Annotated in this window: 24 protein-coding genes and 1 tRNA gene; 14 read left to right on the top strand and 11 right to left on the bottom strand. The window is 64.0% G+C overall.

Annotated features, from left to right (window positions below; all coding sequences use genetic code 11):
• Positions 1-9 precede the first annotated feature (9 nt).
• From QUV21_RS12560 to QUV21_RS12550, 3 genes are all read right to left on the bottom strand, one after another.
• Positions 10-1,086: a tripartite tricarboxylate transporter substrate-binding protein gene (locus QUV21_RS12560; RefSeq protein ID WP_300855351.1), complete on the bottom strand. Its 1,077-nt coding sequence runs from the start codon at positions 1,084-1,086 to the stop codon at positions 10-12.
• A 262-nt stretch (positions 1,087-1,348) separates the two neighbouring features.
• Positions 1,349-1,471, bottom strand: coding sequence for a hypothetical protein (locus QUV21_RS12555; RefSeq protein ID WP_300855350.1), 123 nt, complete (start codon positions 1,469-1,471; stop codon positions 1,349-1,351).
• A 9-nt stretch (positions 1,472-1,480) separates the two neighbouring features.
• Positions 1,481-1,882, bottom strand: coding sequence for a DUF4345 domain-containing protein (locus QUV21_RS12550; protein WP_300855349.1), 402 nt, complete (start codon positions 1,880-1,882; stop codon positions 1,481-1,483).
• Between the two features lie 99 nt (positions 1,883-1,981).
• Between QUV21_RS12550 and QUV21_RS12545 the strand changes: the two genes are divergently transcribed.
• A complete protein-coding gene (locus QUV21_RS12545; RefSeq protein WP_300855348.1) occupies positions 1,982-2,932 on the top strand; it encodes a LysR family transcriptional regulator in 951 nt (316 codons plus the stop codon).
• 629 nt (positions 2,933-3,561) lie between these two features.
• On the opposite strand, the gene QUV21_RS12540 is transcribed toward QUV21_RS12545, so the two are convergent.
• Together QUV21_RS12540 and ychF are read right to left on the bottom strand one after the other, a co-directional pair.
• Positions 3,562-3,649 (bottom strand) — tRNA-Ser (locus tag QUV21_RS12540).
• 250 nt (positions 3,650-3,899) lie between these two features.
• Positions 3,900-4,997, bottom strand: coding sequence for a redox-regulated ATPase YchF (gene ychF / locus QUV21_RS12535; RefSeq protein WP_300855347.1), 1,098 nt, complete (start codon positions 4,995-4,997; stop codon positions 3,900-3,902).
• A gap of 108 nt (positions 4,998-5,105) precedes the next feature.
• Here ychF and QUV21_RS12530 point away from each other — a divergent pair, with 108 nt between their 5' ends.
• Positions 5,106-5,519: a VOC family protein gene (locus QUV21_RS12530; RefSeq protein ID WP_300855346.1), complete on the top strand. Its 414-nt coding sequence runs from the start codon at positions 5,106-5,108 to the stop codon at positions 5,517-5,519.
• An 88-nt stretch (positions 5,520-5,607) separates the two neighbouring features.
• Positions 5,608-6,399 carry a tryptophan synthase subunit alpha gene (gene trpA / locus QUV21_RS12525; protein ID WP_300855345.1) on the top strand — a complete coding sequence of 264 codons (792 nt, stop codon included), beginning with the start codon at positions 5,608-5,610 and terminating at the stop codon, positions 6,397-6,399.
• A gap of 9 nt (positions 6,400-6,408) precedes the next feature.
• Here the strand turns inward: trpA and QUV21_RS12520 are convergent, their stop codons facing one another.
• Both QUV21_RS12520 and QUV21_RS12515 read right to left on the bottom strand, forming a co-directional pair.
• Entirely contained in the window at positions 6,409-6,873 is a 465-nt protein-coding gene (locus tag QUV21_RS12520; RefSeq protein ID WP_300855343.1) for a MarR family transcriptional regulator, read from the bottom strand.
• Positions 6,866-8,008: a twin-arginine translocation pathway signal protein gene (locus tag QUV21_RS12515; protein WP_300855342.1), complete on the bottom strand. Its 1,143-nt coding sequence runs from the start codon at positions 8,006-8,008 to the stop codon at positions 6,866-6,868. The genes QUV21_RS12520 and QUV21_RS12515 overlap by 8 nt, the downstream gene beginning before the upstream one ends.
• 126 nt (positions 8,009-8,134) lie before the next feature.
• Here QUV21_RS12515 and QUV21_RS12510 point away from each other — a divergent pair, with 126 nt between their 5' ends.
• The 3 genes from QUV21_RS12510 to QUV21_RS12500 all read left to right on the top strand — a co-directional run bounded on the left by QUV21_RS12510 (position 8,135) and on the right by QUV21_RS12500 (position 12,231).
• Entirely contained in the window at positions 8,135-9,298 is a 1,164-nt protein-coding gene (locus QUV21_RS12510) for an alpha-hydroxy acid oxidase (protein WP_300855341.1), read from the top strand.
• Between the two features lie 163 nt (positions 9,299-9,461).
• Positions 9,462-10,838: an aspartate aminotransferase family protein gene (locus tag QUV21_RS12505; RefSeq protein ID WP_300855629.1), complete on the top strand. Its 1,377-nt coding sequence runs from the start codon at positions 9,462-9,464 to the stop codon at positions 10,836-10,838.
• Between the two features lies 1 nt (position 10,839).
• On the top strand, positions 10,840-12,231 hold the full coding sequence (locus QUV21_RS12500; RefSeq protein WP_300855340.1) for a glutamine synthetase family protein: 1,392 nt from the start codon (positions 10,840-10,842) through the stop codon (positions 12,229-12,231).
• 26 nt (positions 12,232-12,257) lie between these two features.
• On the opposite strand, the gene QUV21_RS12495 is transcribed toward QUV21_RS12500, so the two are convergent.
• The 4 genes from QUV21_RS12495 to QUV21_RS12480 form a co-directional block, all read right to left on the bottom strand.
• Positions 12,258-12,965 (bottom strand): CbiX/SirB N-terminal domain-containing protein, encoded by a 708-nt coding sequence (locus QUV21_RS12495; protein ID WP_300855339.1) that lies wholly within the window; start codon positions 12,963-12,965, stop codon positions 12,258-12,260.
• Between the two features lie 30 nt (positions 12,966-12,995).
• Entirely contained in the window at positions 12,996-13,856 is an 861-nt protein-coding gene (locus QUV21_RS12490; RefSeq protein WP_366907988.1) for a LysR family transcriptional regulator, read from the bottom strand.
• Between the two features lie 168 nt (positions 13,857-14,024).
• Positions 14,025-15,173, bottom strand: a complete 1,149-nt coding sequence (locus tag QUV21_RS12485; RefSeq protein WP_300855338.1) for an SRPBCC family protein — start codon at positions 15,171-15,173, stop codon at positions 14,025-14,027.
• A 105-nt stretch (positions 15,174-15,278) separates the two neighbouring features.
• Complete coding sequence (locus QUV21_RS12480; protein WP_300855337.1) at positions 15,279-15,920, bottom strand: SGNH/GDSL hydrolase family protein; 642 nt, start codon at positions 15,918-15,920, stop codon at positions 15,279-15,281.
• A 154-nt stretch (positions 15,921-16,074) separates the two neighbouring features.
• Here QUV21_RS12480 and QUV21_RS12475 point away from each other — a divergent pair, with 154 nt between their 5' ends.
• From QUV21_RS12475 to QUV21_RS12440, 8 genes are all read left to right on the top strand, one after another.
• Positions 16,075-17,172 (top strand): LacI family DNA-binding transcriptional regulator, encoded by a 1,098-nt coding sequence (locus QUV21_RS12475; RefSeq protein WP_300855336.1) that lies wholly within the window; start codon positions 16,075-16,077, stop codon positions 17,170-17,172.
• A gap of 181 nt (positions 17,173-17,353) precedes the next feature.
• Complete coding sequence (locus QUV21_RS12470; RefSeq protein WP_300855335.1) at positions 17,354-18,670, top strand: extracellular solute-binding protein; 1,317 nt, start codon at positions 17,354-17,356, stop codon at positions 18,668-18,670.
• Positions 18,671-18,799: 129 nt separating this feature from the next.
• Entirely contained in the window at positions 18,800-19,744 is a 945-nt protein-coding gene (locus tag QUV21_RS12465) for a sugar ABC transporter permease (RefSeq protein ID WP_300855334.1), read from the top strand.
• A gap of 46 nt (positions 19,745-19,790) precedes the next feature.
• Complete coding sequence (locus QUV21_RS12460; RefSeq protein WP_300855332.1) at positions 19,791-20,732, top strand: carbohydrate ABC transporter permease; 942 nt, start codon at positions 19,791-19,793, stop codon at positions 20,730-20,732.
• Positions 20,733-20,814: 82 nt separating this feature from the next.
• Complete coding sequence (locus tag QUV21_RS12455; protein WP_300855331.1) at positions 20,815-21,000, top strand: hypothetical protein; 186 nt, start codon at positions 20,815-20,817, stop codon at positions 20,998-21,000.
• A gap of 92 nt (positions 21,001-21,092) precedes the next feature.
• On the top strand, positions 21,093-22,187 hold the full coding sequence (locus QUV21_RS12450) for an ABC transporter ATP-binding protein (protein WP_300855330.1): 1,095 nt from the start codon (positions 21,093-21,095) through the stop codon (positions 22,185-22,187).
• Entirely contained in the window at positions 22,180-23,172 is a 993-nt protein-coding gene (locus QUV21_RS12445) for an ABC transporter ATP-binding protein (RefSeq protein ID WP_300855329.1), read from the top strand. The genes QUV21_RS12450 and QUV21_RS12445 overlap by 8 nt, the downstream gene beginning before the upstream one ends.
• Before the next feature lie 11 nt (positions 23,173-23,183).
• The gene (locus QUV21_RS12440; protein ID WP_300855328.1) at positions 23,184-24,806 is read left to right on the top strand and encodes a dihydroxyacetone kinase subunit DhaK; all 1,623 of its coding nucleotides are present in this window, start codon (positions 23,184-23,186) and stop codon (positions 24,804-24,806) included.
• The last annotated feature ends 64 nt before the right edge of the window (positions 24,807-24,870 follow it).

Here is a 24,870-nt window from a genome sequence, read left to right as displayed (position 1 = left end):
ACGGTCGGGTCAGCCACAACGGCTGCCGGGGCCGGACGCCAGCAGTTGCCCGCAAGCCAACAGATCGCCGACACCATCCCGCAGGCCATCCCCCCTGGACGCCAGGTCCGCCAGCAGGGCCTCTATCTCATCGGCAGGAGAAGGGTCGATCACCAGCCCATCCTCGGCAAGCGAGCTATTCCGGAAAGCGACATCGTCCACGACGGCATCGAAAAGCGTCTTCCAATGCGCTGTCGCCACCGGCTCCATGTCAGGCGGTCCCGCGAAGGGGCGTCCCAGCCTTGCAGCTGCATCGATGATCGCCACCGCCCATTTCTGCGCAGGATCCCGCAGATGATCGGCAAGACGAGGCACATCAGCCATGCCAACTGGCAGCGGGTCGGAGGTAAGGCGAAAGACGACCCGACCGGCGCCAGATTCAATGATGGGCTGGACCGCCTCGATCGAACCGATCTGGCAATCCACCTCGCCGCTGATCACGGCCATGTTGCGCGCGCCACCTGAATATCCCGGCACGGGCGAGATCCGCGACCCGGTAAGCGCGTTCATCAAAAGCGCTTCGTAATAGTGACTTGAATTGACCGCATCAGCCGCCGCCAGAACGGTGCTTTCACCCGAAAGGATCTGGTCAATGCTGTCGAGGCGGCTTTCCGTCCCAAGAACCAGAACCTTGTTCCCCCGGTTGGTCGATCCAATGAACGTGAAGCCGGTAAAGGTGAAATCCAGCGTCGCCTGCTCCATCAGATCAGCGTAGAACAGGTTATTGCGCGGGAAGCCAACGACCGAACCGTCGGCCTGGGCGCGCCACAGTTCCGAAGCGGCGATCTGGCCCCCGGCGCGGTCCAGATTTTCTATGCGCAGCCGGGTGTCGGGCAAGAACCGACGCAGCGCGCCAAGAAACTGACGCGAACTGCGATCCGTTCCCGACCCGGCCGCCGCAGAGATAATGACACGCACCGACTTGCCAGCGAAGTGGTCCCTTGCGGCCAGAAGCCCTGCACCTCCGGCGCTCTCCTGCGCCGTGGCAAACGACACGGGAGCAAGTGAGGCCGCGCCAGCCAATGCCAGCAACTGCCGTCTATTCACCGATCCACCCCGCTTCGAAGGCTCTGCATTTTTTGCCCCAAGTGATCACACGGGTCAAGCACCGTTGGAAATGGTGGCAGGACACAGGCGCACGCAGCAGGGTTTTCTGCGGCTCTTGGTCATGAAGGTCAGAGAACGAAAAATGTTCCGTACGCCTTTTGACAAGCCGGACATAGAGAGGCTCGAATGCAGGCATCGTCTCGGATACCTCGTTGGCACGGTTTTTCTGATCAGCTCTCTGGTTGTCGTCGTCAGGCCGATTTCACCAACGCGTCATGTAGTCAGGAGGCGTGTCCTTTGACTTTGGCAGGATCTCGACAACGAAGCTCTGCGAGGGCAAGTGGCGGAGGGTATGGGCCGAGAAGACAAGCTCTTCAGCGGCCATGATTGGCGTTCACCGATGAGACGTTTCGGCTTCCTGGCTGTTCGCCACGAATGCGAGGATCGCGAACGTCAGTTCGAAAGCCAGCACGCCTAGGTAGAGGCCGACCGGCAGGCCATCTACCACAATGCTGACCAGCCGCCCGAAAGCGAAGCCCGCGAAGAGCACGCTTACAGCCAACAAGGCGAAGGCGCGCCGGGCCCGGCTCACGAGGCCGAGGAGAAAGAGCGCAGCAATCCCGAGATAAGCCCCGCCATATGCAGCACGGATGACGTGGTGGTGGTTGGCACTTGTGAGCTCGATCGCGGGCGCCTCCATCATCATCTGCGGCGCAACGAGATGCAGCCCGCCGACAACGAGCATCATGGCGCCCGCACCGCCAAGCGCGATGGTGCCAAGTTTTCCTGAGGTCATGATCGTGGTCCCCGTGAGTGTCCTGTCGGCTCTGGAGTCTAGCAGCCGTGGCGATTGCGTATAGACGCATGTTGTCAATTATCATTATAAGTACTGATTATGGATTTGCGCCGCGTCGACCTGAACCTGCTCCGCCTTGTCGAGGCCGTTCTCCGTGAGGGGTCTGCCTCACGGGCGGCGCAAACCCTGGGGTTGTCGCAGCCTGCAGTGTCGCAGGGGCTGCGCCGCGCGCGCGATTTGTTCGGCGACCCGCTGCTGGCGCGCCACGGAAATCGCCTGATGCCAACACCCCGCGGCAGTCTGCTGCTTCCCGAACTGCGCGCTATTCTGGATCGGGTGGAGGCCGTGCTGTCACCCGCGCTGTTCGATCCGTCCCGGGCGGCACGCGACTTCGTTCTGGGATCAAGCGACCTTGGGCAGGTGTTGATATTGCCAGGTCTGATCGCTCAGGTGACCCGCGAAGCGCCGCATTGCCGGATCAAGGTGGTGCCACCGCCGCGAGATGCTGTAGCGGCAGGAGGAATGGACCTTGCGCTGATGGGCGCACCGGAGACGTCGGGGCCGCTCCGCTGGCAGGTGCTGTTCCAAGACCGCTTCGTTTTGATGGCGCGGCACGATCACCCGGCGCTGTCGCGGCCAATGCCAATGGAGGATTTTCTGAAGCTTCCGCAGGCGCTGGTGTCGCCGCGGGCGGAAGGGTTCGCGGGGCCGGTGGATGCGGCGCTGGCGCGTCAGGGCCTGCGCAGGCGCGTGGCTGTCATGGTTACGAACTTCATGTCTTTGCTTCCGATCCTGGCAGAAAGCGACCTCGTTGCCGCCGTGCCGCAGCGCTTTGCGGAACTTGCTATGGTACGGGCCCTGTGCAGGTACCAGGCGCTGCCTGTCGAGGTGCCCAGTTACGCGATGAAAGCCGTCTGGCCCATGGCACATGAAGCCGATGCGGCCAGCCTTTGGCTGCGCCGGATTCTAAGGGACACGATCAGCAAGTTGCCCGAACCCGCCCGCGAAGGCACGGACCAAGACATGGCCGCATCGCCCGCCGCGCGTTGACAACGCAAAGGGCCAACATGCGCGCGCGGCTGCCCTCGCCGCCCGGCAAGCCAGATCAGGACGCCGATCGCGCCCATCGCCGGCACGCCGAGCGCCATGAGCCCAAGCACGAGGCCGAGCGTCGCCGCCCCCTGTCCGTTGTGGAGCATGTAGACGGTTTCCGAGATGCGCTCCCAGGCGAGGCTCTTCCAGATCGGGTGACACCGGGCTAGTTTTGCACCATCCTTGAAGGTGCCAAGTCCTCCTGCCGACCGTGCATCGCCTCAAACCAGCGCTTCCCTGTTCTTCCCAATTCTTTCCCTGTTCGGCGGAATTTAATTCCTTGTTCCGCTGATTTAAATTCCCTGTTCCTGAGGAGCAGGGAATTCGGCCGTAACCCACGGAAAACGCGCGAGGATTCAGGGTGGAAAATCCCGAGAATGGCTCTGGAAAACCGAAATTCCCTGATAATTCCCTGTTCTTCGTGCGCGGGCAAACCGAACGGGACCCGCAGCCCGCGGAGACGCGAGGCGGATTTGCAGGGAATGGAGAGGGGTCGGAGCGTCTCCGTCGGGGAACTGCCCGCCTAACCCCCGGAAACGCGGGAAAAAAAGGCGTGATCGGAAAAATCGTGCGATATTAAGATGTTATGGCGGAGTGGAAGGGATTCGAACCCTCGAGACGTTGCCGTCTGCACCCTTAGCAGGGGTGTGCCTTCGACCACTCGGCCACCACTCCGCTGGCTTGTTTATTGAGGATGCCGGGCGGGGGCAAGGGGAAACCTAGGCCCCTCACGGCGTATCACTGAAAACAGGAAGTTGCAGGTTTTGGCGCTGCGAAGGGCCGATTGCCACGCCGTCCGGCCTTCGGCGCGGGCAACATGCTGGCTCTGGCCTTGTGTCAGCACGGGTCGCGGAGTTACCTGCATGGTCGCGCCGGGCCGGACCGGATAGAGGCGCAAAGTTCTTGCGGTGATGCCGGGACTAGCTCAGCCGCTGAACAGGAAATGCAGGACGTCGCCGTCCTTGACCTCATAGGTCTTGCCTTCGACCCGGAACTTTCCGGCCTCTTTGGCGCCGGCCTCGCCCTTCCCGGCGATGTAGTCGTCATAGGCAACCGTTTCGGCGCGGATGAAGCCCTTTTCGAAATCACCGTGGATCACCCCGGCCGCCTGCGGGGCAAGTGTGCCTTTCAGGATCGTCCAGGCCCGGGCCTCTTTCGGGCCAACCGTGAAATAGGTCTGCAAACCCAGAAGTGCGTAGCCCGCCTTGATCAGCCGGTCGAGCCCGGCCTCGTGCAGGCCCATCTCTTCAAGGAACATCGCGGCCTCATCCTCGGCCAACTGGCTGATCTCTTCCTCGATCCGCGCGCTGATCACCACCGATGCCGCACCTTGCCGTGCCGCCATCTCGGCCACCCGGGCCGATTGGCTGTTGCCGCTGGCAGCCGAGGCTTCCTCGACGTTGCAGACATAAAGCACCGGCTTTGAGGTCAGCAGTTGCAGCATCCGCCACGGCTTCTGATCATCGTCCGAGACTTCAACCGTGCGGGCGGGCTTGCCCGCCTCCAGCGCCACTTGCGCCAGCGCCAGCAGCCGGTCCTGATCGGCAGATTCCTTGTCGCCGCCCTTCATCTTGCGCGCCAGGTTGGCGCGGCGGCGTTCAACGCTGTCCAGATCGGCCAGCATAAGTTCTGTCTCGATCGTTTCGGCATCAGCGACCGGGTCGATCCTGCCTTCGACATGGGTGATGTCGCCATCTTCAAAACAGCGCAGCACATGGGCGATGGCGTCACATTCACGGATGTTGGCAAGGAACTGGTTGCCCAGCCCCTCCCCTTTCGATGCGCCGCGCACCAGGCCCGCGATATCGACAAAGGTCATCCGGGTCGGGATGATCTGCTTTGACCCCGCAATCGCCGCCAGCTTGTCCAGCCGCGGATCCGGCACCGCCACCTCGCCCACGTTCGGCTCGATCGTGCAGAACGGGAAATTGGCCGCCTGCGCCGCCGCCGTCCGCGTCAGCGCATTGAAGAGCGTGGACTTGCCCACATTCGGCAGCCCGACGATGCCCATCTTGAAACCCATGATGCCCTCCAGTTGGCGACCGGGCGCTTCTACGGGCCGCGCGGCAAAGGATCAAGGTTCCCCGACTCGGGCCATGGGCGTAACCTTGGCAAAACAGAGGAGGTGGCGATGAGTTTTGATCCCTACATCCATTTTCAGGGCAATTGCCGTACGGCGATGGAGGCCTACCAACAGGTGTTTGGCGGCGAGCTTGAGGTCATGGGCTATGGCGACATGCCGGACGCCCCGCCTGAGTTGCGGGCCTCTCCGCTTGTCATGCATTCGACGCTGCGGCTGGGTGGGCGCAGCCTGATGGCATCGGACTTTCCGCCGGGTGAGGGCGGCGATCCGCAGGCCGCGGTGTCAATCAGCCATGAGGCAGGGACAGATGCCGAAGCGCGGCGGGTTTTTGCAGTGCTGGCTGATGGTGGCGCGGTGGTCATGCCCTACCAACCGACCTTCTTTTCGGACGGGTTCGGCATGGTGAAAGACAAGTTCGGAACCCACTGGATGATTTCGGCCCCGTGGCACCCGCCGGCGTGAAATCGAACGCTGTCAGCTTGCTCTGCAGCCCCCATTGATTTTCCCATGTTCGCCGTGGCACATGGGGGCGGATCTGCAGGGGGCCTTCATGACACGCATCGACACCACCTTCGCGCGGCTGAAGGCCGAGGGGAAGAAGGCCTTCGTCGCCTATATCATGGGCGGCGACCCGGATGAGGCGACCAGCCTGGCCGTGATGCAGGGCCTGCCCACAGCAGGGGTGGATGTCATCGAACTTGGCATGCCCTTCACCGATCCGATGGCAGATGGCCCGACCATTCAGGCCGCAGGCCAGCGCGCGCTGGAAGCGGGCATGACGATGGACAAGGTTCTTGCCATGGTCCGCGCCTTCCGCGCTGGCGACAACAGCACGCCGATCGTGCTGATGGGCTATTACAACCCGATCTATTCGCGCGGCGTGGACCGGTTCCTGAAAGACGCGATTGCTGCCGGGATCGACGGGCTGATCGTGGTGGACCTGCCGCCGGAAGAGGATGACGAGCTGTGCATCCCCGCCCAGAAGGCCGGGCTCAACTTCATCCGCCTTGCCACGCCCACGACCGATGACAAGCGTCTGCCGAAGGTGCTGCAAAATACCTCGGGCTTTGTCTACTATGTCTCGATCACCGGGATCACCGGGGCGGCGGTCGCGCAGGCCACCGATGTGGGGCCAGAAGTGGCGCGGATCAAGCGGTCCACCGACCTGCCGGTGATCGTCGGCTTCGGCATCAACACCCCCGAGGCCGCGCGCACGATTGCATCGGTCGCGGATGGTTGCGTGGTGGGGTCGGCAATCGTCAAGGATATCGGCGCCGGCGTGCCGGTGGCAGAGGTGCTGGCCAAGGTTGCGGCCCTTGCCGCAGGCGCCCATTCGGCGTGAAGCCCGGCCTCACTCCACCGGGTCGCGCATCGCATCCATGATCTGACGCAGCCCGGTCAATGCGGGCAAGGCCTCCGCCAGCCGATCCGCAGGAAAGCGGGTGGCAAGTGTGGCCATGTCCGGGGTTACCGCGGCCAGAGCCTGCTGCCGGAAGGCGCGGCCCGCGTCGGTGATGAAGACGCATTTTGACCGCCCGTCGCGCGGGTTTGGCCGCATCTCGATCAGGCTGTGCCGCTCCAGCACCGCAAGACTGTGCGTCATCGAGGTTTTCGGCACCTGAAACGCCCGGGCAAGCTCCAGCGGGGTGCGGCCATCCTTCACGCGGACCAGATGGTTCAGGACTGAAAACTGCGGCAGGGTAAAGCCGGGGGGCAGTCGGGTCTCGAACAAGGCCCGGCTCAGCTGCGCAAGGATGCCCACCTCCAGAAAAAAGGCATAGAACGTGTCTTCCGGGGTGGGCAGTCGGTCAGGCATCCAGGATCTTCGCCTCCAATGGCCAGCGCGGGCTTGGGGCCACCTCGGGACCGTAGCCGATGCGGGCCAACATCTGAACCGTCCCACCGCCCGGCGCAAGCCTTGCGTGCAGATCGGCGTACAGCTCGGCCATCTCGGGGTATTCCTGCAATGCTTGCGACAAGGGCTGAAACGCCACCCCGGCCCCGGTGGCCGCAAGGTTCACCCGCAGCCAGTCGGCCCCGGCGGCAATCTGGTCGGGGCGGGAATTTCCCGGCGTGACCAGCCAGACATGGCCCATGGCCGTATCCGTATTGGCGTAGACGGCATCAAGCCCCGCCTTGTAGGCCTGCGACGTGGTATCCAGCGCCGCTTCACGGGTGAAGAGACCCGTCGCCGCCATCACTTCGAACAATGGACCGCCGAAGTCGATCCCGTCCGGGTTTGCATCCACCTCGTCCCGGCCGATGCGGAACAGATCCACCGATTCCCGATAGGTATGCGGGGTCTCGATCTCGATCCGCAGCGCTTCCCGGCTAAAGCTGCGCCAGCGGGCAACCTCGTCTTCCGCAATGGTGCCGCCAAAGAGGCCATGCTGCGCTACGGCCAGCCGCGCCAGCGTGTCGTCTGGCAGCGGGCGGGCCGTGTCATAGGGCTCCTTGTTGGAACGGCGCTGCATCACATGCGCGAACAACGGGTCAGGCGTCACCGAAGGGTCAGCCGAGAAGACCGCCCGCGCGACCGGGCGGGCATCCAGCGCGTTGTCGTCATGGCCTTCCGGGAACGGGGTGATCGTCACCCGCTGGCCGTCATGGCTGGCTGCCATGCGCAGCAGTTCCAGAAAGCAGCCCAGCCCGATGGTGATCTGGCGGCTGAACGGATCGGTGTGGGGCAACAGCCTTGCCGTATCGACATACAGCATCACCTCGCCCGGGCTGCGCAGATCCACCAGCCAAGGCTGCCGGTTGTGCGGGTTCGGCGCCAGAAGCGCATAGGACAGCGCGCGGTGGCGGGCATCCTCGCCCTGCCCGGCCACGGTCCATGGCAGGCCCGCAGTCCGGGTCTTGCGGGTGGCGATCGTGCCAAGGCTCGCGGTGGCGGCAAGGATCACGCCACCTCCGACAAGGGCAAGGGTCTTGCGGCGGGAAAAGGTCATCTCGGGCTCCATTTGATTTGATATGGTACTATCTAGTTCCATATCGTATCATATTCAAGCGCAATCCGGCATTGCGCCAAGCCTAGCGTATCGGTAAACAAAGATGACCAATCCGGGAGGCAACCCATGCCCGTCATCACCTGCATCGAGGATCTGAAGCAGCTTTATCGCCGCAGGGTGCCGCGGATGTTCTACGACTATGCGGAAAGCGGCAGCTATACCGAGCAGACCTTTCGCGAGAACAGCTCGGACTTTGCCGCGCTGCGCCTGCGCCAGCGGGTGGCGGTCGACATGTCGGGCCGCAGCACCGCCAGCACGATGATCGGAGAGCCGGTGACGATGCCCGTCGCCCTTGCCCCGGTGGGCCTGACCGGCATGCAGAGCGCCGATGGCGAGATCAAGGCCGCACGAGCGGCCGCTGAATTCGGCGTGCCATACACCCTGTCCACCATGTCGATCTGCTCGATCGAGGATGTGGCCGCGCACAGCTCCAAGCCCTTCTGGTTCCAGGTCTATACCCTGAAGGACGAGGACTTCATGAGCCGCCTTTTTGACCGGGCTCGTGCGGCGAATTGTTCGGCCATCGTGATCACGGTCGATCTTCAGATCCTTGGACAGCGGCACAAGGATCTGAAGAACGGCCTCTCGGCCCCACCGAAACTGACACCCGCCTCGATTGCCAACATGATGACGAAAGTTCCGTGGGGGCTGGAGATGCTCGGCACCAAGCGGCGCTTTTTCGGCAATATTGTCGGCCATGCCAAGGGGGTGACCGACCCCTCATCGTTGTCGTCCTGGACGGCCGAGGCTTTCGACATGACGCTTGACTGGAACCGCATCGCGAAATTCCGGAAGATGTGGGGGGGCAAGGTCATCCTGAAAGGCATCCTCGATGCCGAGGACGCCAAGGCCGCCCTGTCGGTGGGCGCTGATGCCATCATCGTTTCAAACCACGGCGGGCGGCAGCAGGACGGTGCGCTCTCCGCGATCCGCGCGCTGCCGGGGATCGTCGACGCGGTCGGAGACAAGGTCGAGGTCTGGATGGACAGCGGCATCCGCTCTGGCCAGGATGTGCTCAAGGCGCTGGCCCTTGGGGCCAAAGGCACGATGATCGGACGCTCTTATATCTATGGGCTGGGCGCGATGGGCCAGGCCGGAGTGACCAAGGCGCTTCAGGTGATCCAGAAGGAACTCGACACCTCGATGGCACTGTGCGGCGAACGCAAGGTGACCGATCTGGGCCGTCACGACCTTCTTGTCCCTCAGGATTTCGAGGGCCGCTGGGCCTGACCCTCCCTCCGCGTTGTCGGGCCGACCCTCGAAGCTTTGCTCTCAGCCGTCGTGGGCCGAGGGACGAACACAGACATGAGTGCTGGAAGCAGGCGCTTGCCTTTTGATCAAATTATTGCGCATATACCGGGACGCTTCCCGGGGCACACTCATGACAGACAACATGACCTCTGACACCCTGATTGCCGGCATCGACAAGAGCCGGCTTGAGGCTTTCGCAAAGCATGAGGCGGCGCACTATGCCAAGTCCCGCCCAAAGGCTGCCAAGGCATTGGCGGAAGGGGCCGGTGCCTTTCTGAACGGCGTGCCGATGCACTGGATGGCGGACTGGCCGATGCCGCATCTGCCGCTGGTCGCCAAGGCCGAAGGCGCAAGGCTGACCGATATCGACGGGGTGACGCTGGACGATTTCTGCCTTGGCGACACCGGCAGCATGTTCGGCCACTCTCCGCCGCCAGTGGCAAAGGCCATCCGTCGTCAGGCCAGCCACGGCCTGACCTACATGCTCCCCACCGAAGCCGCGCTTGAGGCCGGGCGCCTTCTGACCGGCCGTTTCGGCACCTACCGCTGGCAGATCGCCACCACCGCAACCGACGCCAACCGCTTTGCCATCCGCGTCGCCCGCGCCGTGACCGGGCGGCCAAAGATCCTTGTGTTCAACGGCTGCTATCATGGCACCGTGGATGACACCTTCGTATCGCTGGAAAATGGCGCCACCGTCACCAGCCCCGGCCTTCTGGGTCAGGTCAACGATCTGACCGCCACCGCCGTCTGCTGCGAATTCAACGACCTTGCCGGGGTCGAGGCGGCCCTTGCCAAGGGCGATGTCGCGGCGATCCTGACCGAACCCGTCATGACCAATTCCTGCATGGTCCTGCCCGAAGCCGGGTTCCACGACGGCTTGCGCCAGCTGTCGCTGCGCTATGGCGCGCTTTTGATCATGGACGAGACGCATACGATCTCCTCGGGCCTTGGCGGCTACACCCGGGTCCATTCGCTGCGCCCCGACATCTTTGTCGTCGGCAAATGTGTGGCAGGCGGCATGCCGACGGCCGTCTGGGGGCTTAGCCCCGCGACCGCCGACCGCTATAACGAGGTCAACGCCCAGCGTCCCGATGGCCGCTCGGGGATGGGAACGACGCTGTCGGCCAACCCGATGCAATTCGCCTGTCTGGTGGCCACGCTGGACAAGGTGATGACCCCGGAGAACTACGCCCGTATGGAAGCCGGGGCCGAACGGCTGTCGAAGGGCCTGCGCAAGGCCATCGACCGGCATCGCGCGCCCTGGCATGTGGTCCGCGTCGGCGCGCGGGTGGAATTCATCTGCGCCCCCGGCCCCCTGCGCAACGGCACCGAAGCCGCCGCCGCCCACCAGCCACAGGTCGAGGCCGCCATCCACACCGGCCTTCTGAACCGGGGCTCGCTTATCGCACCGTTCCACAACATGATGCTGGTCAGCCCTGCGACGCAGAAACGCCAGATCGACCGCCTGATCGCCCGTTTCGACTCTGTCCTGACCGCCCTTTTCGAAGAAGCCTGACATGACCCAGACCAGCCCCTCCGGTTCCACGCCTGCGGAAGCCGAAGCCTTCCTTGCCGCCCACCCGGAAATCGAGGCGTTTGACATTATCCTGCATGATGCCAACGGCATTGGCCGGGGAAAGATCATCCGTCGGCATGAGCTTTTGTCCTTTTTCAACAATGGCCGGCATTTGCCGATTTCGATCCTTGGCCTCGATATCTGTGGCGAGGATGTGCATGAAACCGGCCTGATCTGGGATCAGGGCGATGGTGATCTGCGCGCCTGGCCCGTTCCCGGCACCCTGAAACCGCTGCACAACACCCAGCCGCCGCGCGGCGAGGTGTTCATGTCGATGTATACGCTTGATGGCGCGCCGATGTCGTCGGACCCGCGCCACGCGCTGGCGCGGCAGGTGGATGCGCTGTCCGCCGAGGGCCTGCATCCGGCCGGGGCGTTCGAGCTGGAATTCTTCCTGCTCGATCCCGAACGTGGCTCCGACGGCAAGATGCAGCCCGCCCGCGATGTGCTGGACCGCCGCAAGTCGAACAAGACCGAGGTCTATTCGGTCGATCACCTGCACGGGATGCTGCCGCTTTTCAGTGACATCTACGCCGGGGCAAAGCTGGCCGGGATCACCGCCGAGACGCTGATCTCGGAATATGCCCCCGGCCAGTATGAACTCACCCTGCACTACCGGACTGACGTGATGCAGGCCGCCGACGACCTGATGCGCCTGAAGCGCATTGTCCGGGCGCAAGCCCGCGCGCATGGCGTCGTTGCCTGCTTCATGGCCAAGCCGAACGAAAACTACGCCGGGTCAGGCATGCATTTCCACGTCTCGATGCTGGATGGTGCCGGCAAGAACGTCTTTATCGAGGATCACGAGGGTCAGTGGAACCCGCTGATCCTGCACGCCCTTGGTGGCCTCAAGGCCACGATGGCGGAATCGATGCTGGTCTTTGCCCCTCACGCCAACAGCTGGCGCCGGTTTGCCAGCCAGTCCTACGCCCCGGTGTCGCCATCATGGGGCGTCAACAACCGGTCCGTCGCGCTGCGCATTCCCGCTGGTGACATCAAGGCCCGCCGGATCGAACACCGGCCTGCGGGCGTGGATGCCAACCCCTATCTGGTCGCAGCCACGGTGCTGGCGGGTATCCGTCACGGCATGAAACACCAGATCGACCCGGGGCCGGAAACCACCGGCAACGCCTATGCCGAAACCGGCGAAGAGGCGGCAATTCCAACCGATTGGCGGTCTGCTATCGACGCGGCAAGACGTTCGGCCTTCCTGAAGGACGCATTGGGCGAAGACATGCACCGCACCTTCACCGCCATCAAGGCGGCCGAATATGCCCGGGTGATGCGCACGGTCAGCGAGGTTGATTTCGACCTTTACCTGCACACGGTCTGACGGCCGATTTCCGCACGGAATTCGGTTCACCTACGCCAGCGGCACTCAGCCTCGCAGACGCCCTGCCCCCGCGCAAGCGCCGCCGCGATCAGCGCAGGCACCCGTGCATCCACCCCCACGGGCGGCAGGACGCGGCCCTGAAACCCGGCCTCGGCCAGTGCCTTGGGGATGTCCTCGGCCACATGCCCGCCTTCGGCGGCAAAGAACGGCAGGCAGACCGCCCCGGCGTCAAAACCGTGAAGCGTTGACAGTTGTGGCGACTGGTCGATGAACCCGGCCTCGATCCGCGCGACCCCGGCTTCGGCGGCAATCCGGCCAGCCACATGCCGCGCGATATCGGACGGCACCGGGGATTTGAACGACCCATGCGCCGCAAGGACCATCTGATCCGTCCCCGCCTCACGCGCCAGCGTCACGCACAGGTCATGCACGCCCGGATCACAGCCGAAAGGCTCCAGCACCTGCCAGCCTGCGGCCCCTGCCTCGGCCAGTTTTGCCGGGATCTGAACCTTGCTGAACCAGCCCCCGGCCATGAACATCGGGAACACGACGCCCGGCCCCCGGCCTGCAACCGCGCGCGGCAATGCCCCGGCTTCGGCAAGAGTCGCTGCGGCCACGTGCCAGCCGGGCATCAGGTCCGCCACCCGCGCGGCCAGCACCGTCAGCGCCGCCGCCGCAGGGCCGGGGGCCGAGGGCTGGCCATGGGCCACGATCAGGGCATTGCGTTCGCTCATTGCGCTAAGGTGACGCGCCGGGCGGCAGGGTCAACCCCCGCAATCATCCCGACCAATCACCAGGCCGGGCAATGACGCCTCGGTCACCTCGGCGCGGGCATGGTCGATGAAGGCCCGCACCGTCAGCGCCGCCTTTGCGCCTTCGCTGCACACCAATCCCAAGGCCAGGGGCGGCGGGCCGGTCAGCGGCACATAGGCCAGGGGCCGCCCGTCCGGTGCCAGGGTCGTTGCCGGGCGGATATTGGCGATGGAATAGCCAAAGCCGTTCGCCACCATCGCCCGCATCACGCCCAGATCGCGCGTCCGTTCCACTACCTTCGGCCGCCGCCCGATCTCGCGGAAGATGTTCAGGAAATAGTCTGTCGAGAACGGCAGATCGAGCAGCACCATCGGCAGATCGACCAGTTCCGCAACGGTCAGAACCTTCCGCCCGGCCAGCGGATGCCCTGCCGGCAGGATCACATGCGGGCGCAAGGCCAGAAGCGGGGTAAAGCTCAGATCCGGCGGGATATCCAGCTCATAGGTCAGCGCCACATCCAGCCGGGCGGCCCGCAGCCCTTCAAAGATCGCGGCCTGATCAAGCTCGAACTGGGTCACCTCGACCTCTGGAAAGAGGTCGCAGAAACTGCGGCGCAGGCCGGGCAGGATCATCTGGGCAAAGGTCACCAGACAGCCCACCGCCAAGGGTCCGCGCACCAGCCCGGTGATTTCCGCCGCCAGATCGTTCAGCCGCCCGGCAGCCGCCAGCACCGCCCGCGCCTCGTCCACGAACCGCCGCCCGCCGGGTGTCAAGGACAGCCCCTGCGCATGGCGGCGGACGAAAAGCTGCAACCCGAATTCGGCCTCCAACTGCGCGATCGCAGCCGAGATCGACGGCGATGAGACATTCACCCGTTCCGCCGCAAGCGCGATTGACCCGGTTCGCCCACCGCGACAAGGTATTCCAATTGGCGAAGGGTAAAGCGAAGCGGCATCCACCAAGGCTACCGCACCTGGCCCGCCCGGCACAAATTCCTTCGAACGATTTTCGAAGGAATTTCGAAAACCCTTCCCCGCACCCTAGGGCATCCGCCCGGCGATATACTTGGCGAATTCATAGTTCGGCCGTTCCAGATGGCTCAGCTGCCCCGGCCCCGACATCCTGGCGCAAAGGCCTTTCCAGACCCGTTCCACGCAACCCTTGTCCTCGACGTTAACGTCATCCAGAAGCGCCTTTACGGCCGCCAGATGCCGCTCTGCCTCGGGATCCGCCATCCACTCTGCACTCATGCCACCGCCGAACAGGACATTCACGGTCCCCGGGCCATCCGGCGTCAGGCTGAGGTACCAGAAATACCCCGGCGTCAGCGTGATCAGCAACGCCGGATAGATCGCCAGAAGCCATGTTATCCGCCGGTCATCGCCTTGCAGCGTGGTGTTCGACGGATGCGCCAGCGCCAGCGGCACCTGATCGTTCTTGACGATCCAGTGATAGTTGAACGCCGCTTCACCTTCCGGACACTCCATCTTGTTGAGGTCACTTGATCCCCCGATCGTGCCGGCGTGGCAGACCGGGAGGTGGTAGCTCTCCATGAAATTCTCGGCCAGCACCTTCCAGTTGGTATTCCAGCGGAACTCCTCGCGGAACACCTCGCGGTAGCCTTGCATCGGCAAGTGGCCGACCAGCCGCTCCACCCCTGCCAGCGTTTCCGACGGTGGCGGCGCGTCAGGGTTCAGCGTGACCATGATCCAGCCCAGCCAATCCTCCACCCGCACCGGGGGCAGCTTGATGTCGTCCTTGCAAAAGCCCTCGTTGCGCGTCATCGCGGGGGCGCCCCGCAAGGTGCCGTCCAGATTGTAGGTCCAGGCGTGATAGGGGCAGACGATGGACCGCACATTGCCGCGGCCTTCCAGCAGCATGCTCATCCGGTGGCGGCAGACATTCGACATGCCGCGCAAGACGCCGTCCCGGTCGCGCAGGATGATGATCGGTTCCCCGGCGATCTGCATGGTCAGGTAATCGCCGGGGGTGGCCAGCGCATCGGCCCGACCTGCGCAAAGCCAGTCGGCCGCGAAGATGTGGCGTTCCTCGGCGGCCGCGAATTCGGGCGAGGTATAGACCGATTTCGGCATCGCCCGCGCCCGCTCGAACGGCAGGGCGACATTGGCGCGCAGTTCCGCGATTGCCGAAAGGGCCGGGGCCGAAAGCTGAGGATCGTGGCGGGTCATGGGCGTGCCTTGCTGTTCAGGTATCAATGCCAGTTTGCGCCAAACCGGCCCGTCCTGCAAAGCAGGATCAGGCCAAGCCGCGCTTAGGCCCCGCCTATCTTGCACTTATCCGGGGAAATCCTGACGGATCGCGACGGCAAAAGCCTCGGCCAGCGCGGGGTTGGCCTCTGGCCCGTAGTGGATGCCGTCGATGGGCGACACCTGCACCACCGCCCCCGCATCCATGAACGCCACCCCGACCCGCGCGGCAGCCGACTGGACCTCGGCCGCCAGCGCGCGCGACTTTGCTGCCCCGCCCGCGAACATGCCCGCCAGACACCCCACCTCTTGAATGGGTGGCGGCGCGACCAGAAGCACCCCCGGCGCGGCCCCATCCGGCCCGGCCTCCGAGGCACGGATCACCCGCACCAGCCGCTCCAGCGACAGGGCAATATCGCCGGCGTTGACCGAGAACCGTTCCTTCAGGTCATTGGTCCCCAGCATCACCAGAACCACATCCACCGGCTTGTGGCTTTCCAGCAGGGCAGGCAGCACCGTCAAACCGTTCCGATGCGCGCCCTCCACCGGGTCATCATGCAGCGTCGTGCGACCCGGGTGGCCTTCGGCGATCACCTCCCAATCGGGCAAAAGCCGTGCCAGCCGCCCCGCCCAGCGCTCATCCCGCCCATAGCGGGCCGACTGGCCAAAATCCGGCAACGGCACCGTGCCATGGGTGTTGCTGTCACCGAAAAGCAGAAGCGTCCTCATGTGCGTTCTCCCGTCATATCGCTACAGGATGCACCGCTTTGCCGGTCAAGGTGAAGCGGCATCATCGAAGGTATCGAACCGGCAGGCGCCGGAATCGTGATTGACGTACCTCAATCCGGTGCCGATATTCGACCAAGGACAAGGGAGCGGTCAGGTGCGGCCAACCGTGAACGACATCGCGCGTGAGGCTGGCGTCAGCCTTGCCACCGTGGACCGGGTGCTGAACGCCCGTCCCGGGGTGCGGGAAAAGACCATCCGCGCGGTGAATGACGCCATCACCAAGCTGGGCTATGTGCGTGACCTGACGGCGGCAAATCTTGCCCGCAGCCGGAATTACCGCATGGCGGTGGTGCTGCCCGATACGGAAAGCCAGTTTGTTCAGACACTTGCGGAGGCGCTGTCCGATGCGGGCTCTATCGCTGCGACCGCAAGAATGGAACTGAAGCTGCACCGCTTTCCCGCCGAAGATCCGCATGCGCTTGCCGCCTTGCTGACCAGCCTTCCCGGGCGCGGCTATGCCGGGGTGGCCCTGATGGCCCCCGAAACCCCGATCCTGCGCGATGCGATCCGGGGGCTGCGGGCAAAGGGGTTGCCGGTGGTGGCGCTGGTGTCGGACCTGCCGAACACCGACCGAGACCATTTCATCGGCATCGACAACCGAGCCGCCGGGCGCACGGCCGGAATGCTGATGGGCCGCTTTCTTGGCGGGGGCCGACAGTCCGACACCGACCGTGGCGAGGTGCTGGTCCTTGGCCAATCGCTGCTGGCCCGTGACATGATCGAACGCCGTCGCGGGTTCGATGAGGTCATGCTGCGCGATTTTCCGGGGCTGGAGGTCTTGCCGTCTCTGGAGACTCACGGCTCGGGCCAGACATTGCGTCAGGTGGTGGCGGAACGGCTGGCCAATGCCCCGGGTGTCAGGGGCATCTACGCCATGGGTGACGGGCATCGTGCGTTGACGCAAGTGCTTGCTGATATGGGACTTTCCGGAAAATTGATCGTGATCTGCCATGAGTTGACCCCCCATGCCCGGCATGCGCTGGAGGCCGGAGAGATCACCGCCGTGATTACCCAGAATCTTGGCCACCTTGCCCGAAGCACCCTGCGTGTCTTGCGCGCCAAGGCCGACAATCAGCCGTTGGACCAAGGTCAGGAACAGATTCGAATCGAGATCGTGCTGCGTGAAAACCTGCCCCCCAGCCCCGATTCGACCAGCACTGCCACCAGCGAGGCCAACAAGGCCGCAGCCTGAAAAACGCCGCTCCATCTGCCCGGACTGGTCTCCAAATCGCTTTGAATGAAGCCCGTCGCGCTAAATGAGGAACGTACCTCAAAAATGCTTTACAGCCCCGCTCTCCTGCGCCTATCGTCACGTCAATTCAAGAAGGCCCGGCATCCGCACGGGCCCACCACAACCAAATCGGGAGGAATGCATGAAACGGACGACACTCGCCGCATCGGCGGCGCTTGCGCTGGTCTGGTCTGCTCAGGCCAATGCGCAGGCCAATGAACTCACGCTTTGCTGGGCCGCATGGGATCCGGCAAACGCGCTTGTCGAACTGTCCAAGGATTTTGAGGCGCAGTCCGGCATCAAGATGAACTTCGAATTCATCCCATGGCCCAATTTCGCCGACCGGATGCTGAACGAACTCAACTCCGGCGGCCAGCTTTGCGACCTTCTGATCGGTGACAGCCAGTGGATCGGCGGCGGGGCCGAGAACGGCCATTACATCAAGCTGAACGATTTCTTCGACGCCGAAGGCATCAGCATGGACGACTTCGCCCCGGCGACCGTCTATGCCTATTCCACCTGGCCCAAAGGCACGCCGAACTACTATGCGCTGCCCGCCATGGGCGATGCGAACGGCTGGTTCTACCGCAAGGACTGGTTCGGTCGTGAAGACATTCAGGCCGCCTACAAGGAAGCCACCGGCCAAGACCTGCGCGAACCGCAAAGCCAGAAGGAACTGCTGCAGATCGCGCAGTTCTTCCAGGGCCGCGAGATTGACGGCCAGACCGTCTACGGTGCCTCGATCTTCACCGAACGCGGGTCAGAAGGCATCACCATGGGTGCCACCGGCGCGATGTATGCCTGGGGCTTCAAGTATGAAAACACCCCCGGCCAATATGACATGGAAGGCGCCGTGAACTCATCCGCGGCGGTGGAAGGCCTTGAATTCTACAAGGAGCTTTACAAGACCGGCACGCCTCCCGGCTATGACAACGCCTATATGGAACAGTCGCTGGATGCGTTCAAATCCGGTCAGGTGGCGATGGCGATGAACTGGTTCGCCTTCTTCCCGGGCCTCTATGCTGACCCGACGGTCGGCGGCGACAAGATCGACTTCTTCGTGAACCCGGCGCAGAACGTCGCGGCCTCCACGCTTGGGGGACAAGGGATCTCGGTCGTGTCCTACACCGACAACATGGACGGCGCGCTGGCCTACATCAAATGGTTCGCCCAGCCGGACGTGCAGCAAAAATGGTGGGCCTCGGGCGGCTATTCCTGCCACAAGGCCGTGCTGGAAGACCCGAACTTCGTGAACTCGGCCCCATTCGCCGGTGATTTCCTTGAAGCCATGGGCGGCGTGCAGGACTTCTGGCAGGAACCGGCCTATGCCTCGCTTCTGATCGCGATGCAGGAACGACTGCACAACTATGTGGTGGCCGACCAAGGCACTGCACAAGAGGCGCTTGACGGCCTGATCGCCGACTGGACCGAAGTCTTCGAAGACGAAGGCAAGCTCTAAGGCCCTGCCCCCTCTTTCCTGACGGAAAGAGGGGAACCCTGAACCGAAGCAACACACCCCTTCCCCCAGACATGGGGGAAGGCAAGGCGAGGGGGCCGACCGCCCCCTCCCGCCGAACGGGATCACCGCATGACCAACCCCATCGACATCGCCGCCAAGGCCACGCCCGCGCCCGTAGCGCGCCGCGTTCGGGGCCTGTCCGACCGCGCCATCGCCTGGATCTTCGTGACCCCGACGATATTCCTTTTGCTGGCGATCAACATCTTCCCGCTGATCTGGACCGTGCGGTTGTCCTTCACCAACTACGCTGCCAATCGTCCGGGCCGTGAGGTCGAATGGGTGGGTCTGCGCAACTACACCCGCATCCTGACAGATGCCGGGACATGGGAAAACATGCAGACCACTGCACATTTCCTGATCTGGACAATCGTGCTGCAAGTGGTCATCGGCTTTACGCTTGCCTGGCTGATCAACCGGAAATTCAAGGGCAATGACCTGCTGACCACGCTGATCGTAATCCCGATGATGCTGTCGCCCGCAGTCGTGGGCAACTTCTGGACCTTTCTTTACCAACCGCAGATCGGGCTGTTCAATTACGTCGTCGAACTGGTCACCGGCACCCCGGCCTCGTCCTTTTCCATGCTTGGGCCGGGCGGGCTGGCGAAGTGGTCGATCATCATCGTCGACACCTGGATGTGGACGCCCTTTGTCATGCTGATCTGCCTTGCGGGCCTGCGTTCCATTCCCGACTACATCTATGAGGCCGCCGAAGTGGACCGCGCCTCGAAATGGCGGCAGTTCTGGACGATCACCGTGCCGATGGTGCTGCCGTTCCTGATGCTTGCCGTCCTCTTCCGCGGCATCGAGAATTTCAAGATGTTCGACATGGTGGTCCTGCTGACTGGCGGTGGCCCGGGCAATGAAACCCTGCTGGCCTCCATCGACCTCAAGCGCGAGGCGTTCGAGAAATGGCGCACCGGCTATTCCTCGGCCTATGCGATCATCCTGTTCGTCACGGTCTTCGGTCTGGCCTCGATCTACGTCAAGGCGCTGAACAAGGTGAAGGAACGGTGATGCAAACCCAAGCCCGCCCCTCTTCCGCCTGCACCGGAGGCCAGCCATGAGCGCCTATTCCGTCACCGAGCCGACAAGATCCTCCAAATGGTTCGCTGGCCTGCTTGTGGTGGCCTATACGATCATCACCCTGTTGCCCCTGGTCTGGATCATCGCCACTGGCTTCAAGTCAGGGCCGGACAGCATATCCTACCCGCCAAAGGTGGTGTTCGAGCCAAGCCTTGAAGGCTATGTCAACCTTTTCACCACCCGCACCCGCATCGCATCCGACGATTTCGCCGCGCTTCCCCCGCCAGAAACCTGGTATGATCAGATCGTGCGCGATACCGGAATGGTGATTGCCGGACAGTCGCGCTTCGGCGAGCGATTCATGAATTCGGTGATCATCGGTTTTGGGTCAACCTTCCTGTCGATCTTCCTTGGCACGCTGGCCGCCTACGCCTTTTCCCGCTTCAAGGTGCCACTCAAGGACGACCTTCTGTTCTTCATCCTCTCCACCCGGATGATGCCCCCCATCGCCGTCGCGATCCCGATTTACCTGATGTATCGGGAACTGGGCCTCTCTGACACGCATCTGGGGATGATCCTCCTTTACACCGCCGTGAACATCAGCCTTGCCGTCTGGCTTTTGAAAGGGTTCATCGACGAGATCCCCCGCGAATACGAAGAGGCGGCGCTGATCGACGGCTACACCCGGTTTCAGGCATTCCGGAAGGTCGTCCTGCCCCAGGCCGCCACCGGCATCGCCTCGACCGCGATCTTCTGCCTGATCTTCGCCTGGAACGAATACGCCTTCGCGGTCCTCCTCACCTCGGGCAACGCCCAGACCGCGCCGCCCTTCATCCCCACGATCATCGGGGTCGGCGGTCAGGACTGGCCCGCCGTGGCGGCCGGCGCGACGCTGTTCCTTCTGCCGGTGATGATCTTCACCATCCTCTTGCGCAAACACCTTCTGCGCGGGATCACATTCGGGGCCGTGCGCAAATGACCACACCCAGCCGTCACCACCGCTCAGCCACAGAGGTTTTCGCCGAAAATCTTTCGCCCCGTCCGCGCGACGGAGACCCGAAATGAGCTTCCTTTCCGGCCTTCTCCGCCTGCGTCGCGGTCCCTGGGAAAACCTTGCCACCGTCCTTATCGCGCTGGGCGTGGTTATGCTGATGCAGCCCTTCTTCCTCTGGGCCTACACATGGTCGTTCCTCGTGACCCTTTTGGGGACCGTGATGTTCATCATCACCAGCCATTTCCCGGAGTGACGCGCATGCACCGACCCTTCCACCTGACCCGACACCAGACGCGCGTCACCCCGGGCCTGATCCGCGGTTCCGACGGGCAAAGGACTTTCTGAATGGCTGAAATCATCATCCGCAACCTGCGCAAGGAATTCGGCGCCTTTACCGCCGTTCAGGGCTCGTCCTTCACGATCAAGGACGGGGAGTTCTTCATGCTTCTCGGCCCCTCGGGCTGCGGCAAGACCACCACCTTGCGCATGATTGCGGGCCTCGAACTGCCGACCTCGGGCGAGATCCTGATCGACGGCGAGGATGTAAGCCAAAAGCCCGCCAGCCAGCGCGACATCGCCATGGTGTTCCAGATGTTCGCGCTTTACCCGCATATGAACGTCAGGAAGAACATCTCCTACCCGCTTGTCAGCCAGGGCATGCCAAAGGCGCAGGTCCAGGCCAAGGTGGCCGAGGTTGCGCGCATCCTCGGCATTGCCGATATACTCGACAAACCCGTCGGCGGTCTGTCCGGCGGCGACCGCCAGCGCGTCGCCCTGGGCCGCGCCATCGTCCGCAGCCCCAAGGCCTTCATGATGGACGAACCACTTGGCGCGCTGGACGCCGAGTTTCGCGAGCATATGGCCGAGGAACTCCGCGCGCTTCATGACCGGATGAAGGCCACCACCGTTTACGTCACCCATGACCAGTTGGAGGCGATGCAGATGGGCGACAAGATCGTGGTGATGAACCACGGCGTCGTCGAGCAGTTCGGCACCCCGCAGGACATATACGACCACCCGGCCACCCTCTTTGTCGCCGATTTCATCGGCAGCCCGTCGATGAACTTCCTGCGTTTCGAAGGCTCCGCCCCGGCAGGTGCCACCAGCGTCCAGCTTGGCGACACCGCGATGGCCCTTCCCGAACTTCAGGAAGCCGCCACCGGCAAACTTGTCCTTGGCGTGCGCCCCGAACATGTCGCCCTGACCGACGCCAGCCCCTACCGTGGCCGGGTCGAGGCGACGGAATACCTTGGCACCACCCAGATCGTCACCCTTTCCACCCCGCACGGCCAGATCAAGGCCCGCACCCCAGCCGCCCAGATCGCAACCCCGGGTGAAACCGTGGGCCTCACCCTGAACGCCCGCACCCTCTCGCTGTTTGATGATACCACCGGCTGCGCGATCCGCACCGCCGCCAACGCGGGGGTCCAACATGGCTGACGTCACCCTTGCCGGCCTGACCAAATCCTACGGCGCCACCAAGGCGCTGAACGATGTCACGCTGACCATCCCCGACGGCTCTTTCGTCGTCCTTCTTGGCCCCACAGGTGCTGGCAAGACCACCACGCTCCGCCTGATCGCCGGCCTTGACCGCCCCGACCGGGGTGACATCGCCATCGGCGGCCATTCCGTCCTGAACGACACCCCGGCCCAGCGCGATGTGGCCATGGTCTTCCAGCAATACTCGCTCTACCCCCATCTCACCGTGCGCGACAACCTCGCCTTCCCGCTGCGTTCACCGATCATCGCCATGCCCGAAGACCAGATCGCGGCCGAGGTGCAGAAGGTCGCCGAGGTTCTTCACATCGCCCACAAGCTGGACAACAAGGCCACCAACCTTTCGGGCGGCGAGATGCAGCGCGTTTCCATCGGCCGCGCGCTGGTCCGCCAGCCCCGCATCTATCTGATGGACGAACCGCTCAGCAGCCTTGACGCCAAACTCCGTGCCGACCTGCGCATTGAACTCAAACGCATCCATGCCGAACTTGGCGCGACCTTCCTCTATGTCACACACGACCAGATCGAGGCGATGACCATGGCCACCCATGTCGGCGTCTTGGACCAAGGCCGCCTCGTCCAATACGGCACCCCGCGCGATATCTACGAAAACCCCGTCTCCGCCTATGTCGCCTCGCGCCTTGGCCAGCCGCGCATCAACCTTCTGCCCGCCGATGCCTTCTCCGGCGCACCGCCGAACGCAGCACAGATCGGCCTGCGCCCCGAACACATCACCCAGGGCGAGGGCCAGCCCGCCACCGTCCGCCGGGTGGAACACCTGGGCGACCAGACCCGACTGCACCTGACGCTCGGGCCCCATGATCTGATCACCCTGTCCGACGTCCACACCCCGCTTCGCCCCGGCGACACCCTGCCCATCCGCCCGCATAACCCGCTCTGGTTCGACGCCAACGGAAACCGTATCTGAGGATCATCCCCATGAAACAGTTCATGAATTCCAAGGACGCTCTGGTCACCGAGGCGATTGACGGCCTCCTCAGAACCAGTGCCGGGAAACTCGCGCGGCTTGACGGCTACCCGCATATCAAGGTCGTCACCCGCACTGACTGGGACCGCTCCAAGGTAGCGCTCGTCTCGGGCGGTGGCTCGGGCCACGAACCCTCCCACGCCGGTTTCGTCGGTCAGGGCATGCTGACGGCGGCGGTTTGCGGCGACGTCTTTGCCTCGCCATCGGTGGATGCGGTGCTGGCAGGAATACTGGCGGTAACCGGCAAACCCGGCTGCCTGCTGATCGTCAAGAACTACACCGGCGACCGCCTGAACTTCGGCCTTGCCGCCGAACGCGCCCGCGCCTTTGGCCTCAAGGTTTCCATGGTCATCGTCGACGACGACATCGCCCTGCCTGATCTGCCGCAGGCGCGGGGCGTCGCCGGCACCCTCTTCGTCCACAAGATCGCAGGCGCGATGGCCGAATCCGGTGCCGACCTCCACACCATCACCGCCGCCGCGCAAGGCGTCATCAAGGGCGCCATCTCCATCGGCATGTCGCTGGATACCTGCACCGTCCCCGGTTCCCCCAAGGAAGACCGGATCAGCGGCGGAAAGGCCGAGCTTGGCCTCGGCATCCATGGTGAGGCCGGGATCGAACAGGTCGATTTCAGCGGCGCCCGCTCCGCCATGCAGATGGTCGCCGACAAACTCCTGCCCCACATGGGCGCAGGCGACCATGTGGCGCTGCTGAACAACCTCGGCGGCACGACCCCCCTCGAAATGAGCATCCTGACCGAGGAACTCGCCCGCTCCCCCCTTGGCCAACGCACCAAGTGGATCATCGGCCCCGCGTCGATGATGACCTCGCTCGACATGCACGGCTTTTCCGTCTCGCTCCTGCCCGTCGACCACGCGCAGGTCACCAGCCTTGCCGCCCCCGTCGCCCCCCACGCCTGGCCCGGCCTCGCCCCCTTGGGCAGCGTTTCGGTAAAGCCCCTCCCCGACGGTCTCGCGCCCATCCAGCCGGTGCCAAGCGCCCACCCCGCCCGCCGCGCCCTGCTGGATCGCTGCTGCAAGGCCCTGATCGCCGCCGAGGCGGACCTGAACCTCCTCGACGCCAAGTCCGGCGACGGCGACACCGGCAGCACCCTCGCCGGCGCCGCCCGCGCGCTGCAATCCGCCCTCGACCGCCTCCCCCTTGCCGACCCGACCCAGCTTTACCGCGCCATCGGCATGGAACTGAGCCAGACAATGGGCGGCTCGTCGGGAGTCCTCCTCGCCATCTTCTTCGCCGCCGCCGGCGACGCGAGCGCCTCGGGCAAAACCTGGATCGGCGCCCTCGCCGCAGGCCTCGACCGCGTTTGCCAAGTCGGCGGAGCCGCCCCCGGCCACCGCACCATGATCGACGCCCTGGCCCCCGCCCTCGCCGCCCTCCCGAACGGAGTGTCAGCCGCCGCCAAAGCCGCCCGCGATGGCGCCAACGCCACCGCCGAAATGACCCGCGCCAAAGCAGGCCGCGCCACCTACCTCGCCGCCGACAAACTCAAGGGCCACAATGACCCGGGGGCAGAGGGGGTCGCGCGGTTGTTTGAGGATCTTGCTCGCAGTTAGCGTAGGGTGCGCTATAGCGCACTATTTTGTCGGATGCTTCCACCAAATATCGTTAGGTATTGAC

The organism is Tabrizicola sp., from assembly GCF_030373185.1.
Taxonomy (GTDB): Bacteria; Pseudomonadota; Alphaproteobacteria; order Rhodobacterales; family Rhodobacteraceae; genus Tabrizicola.
Note: the sequence above shows the minus strand (reverse complement) of the source record. Positions and strands in the feature narration are given on the sequence as shown.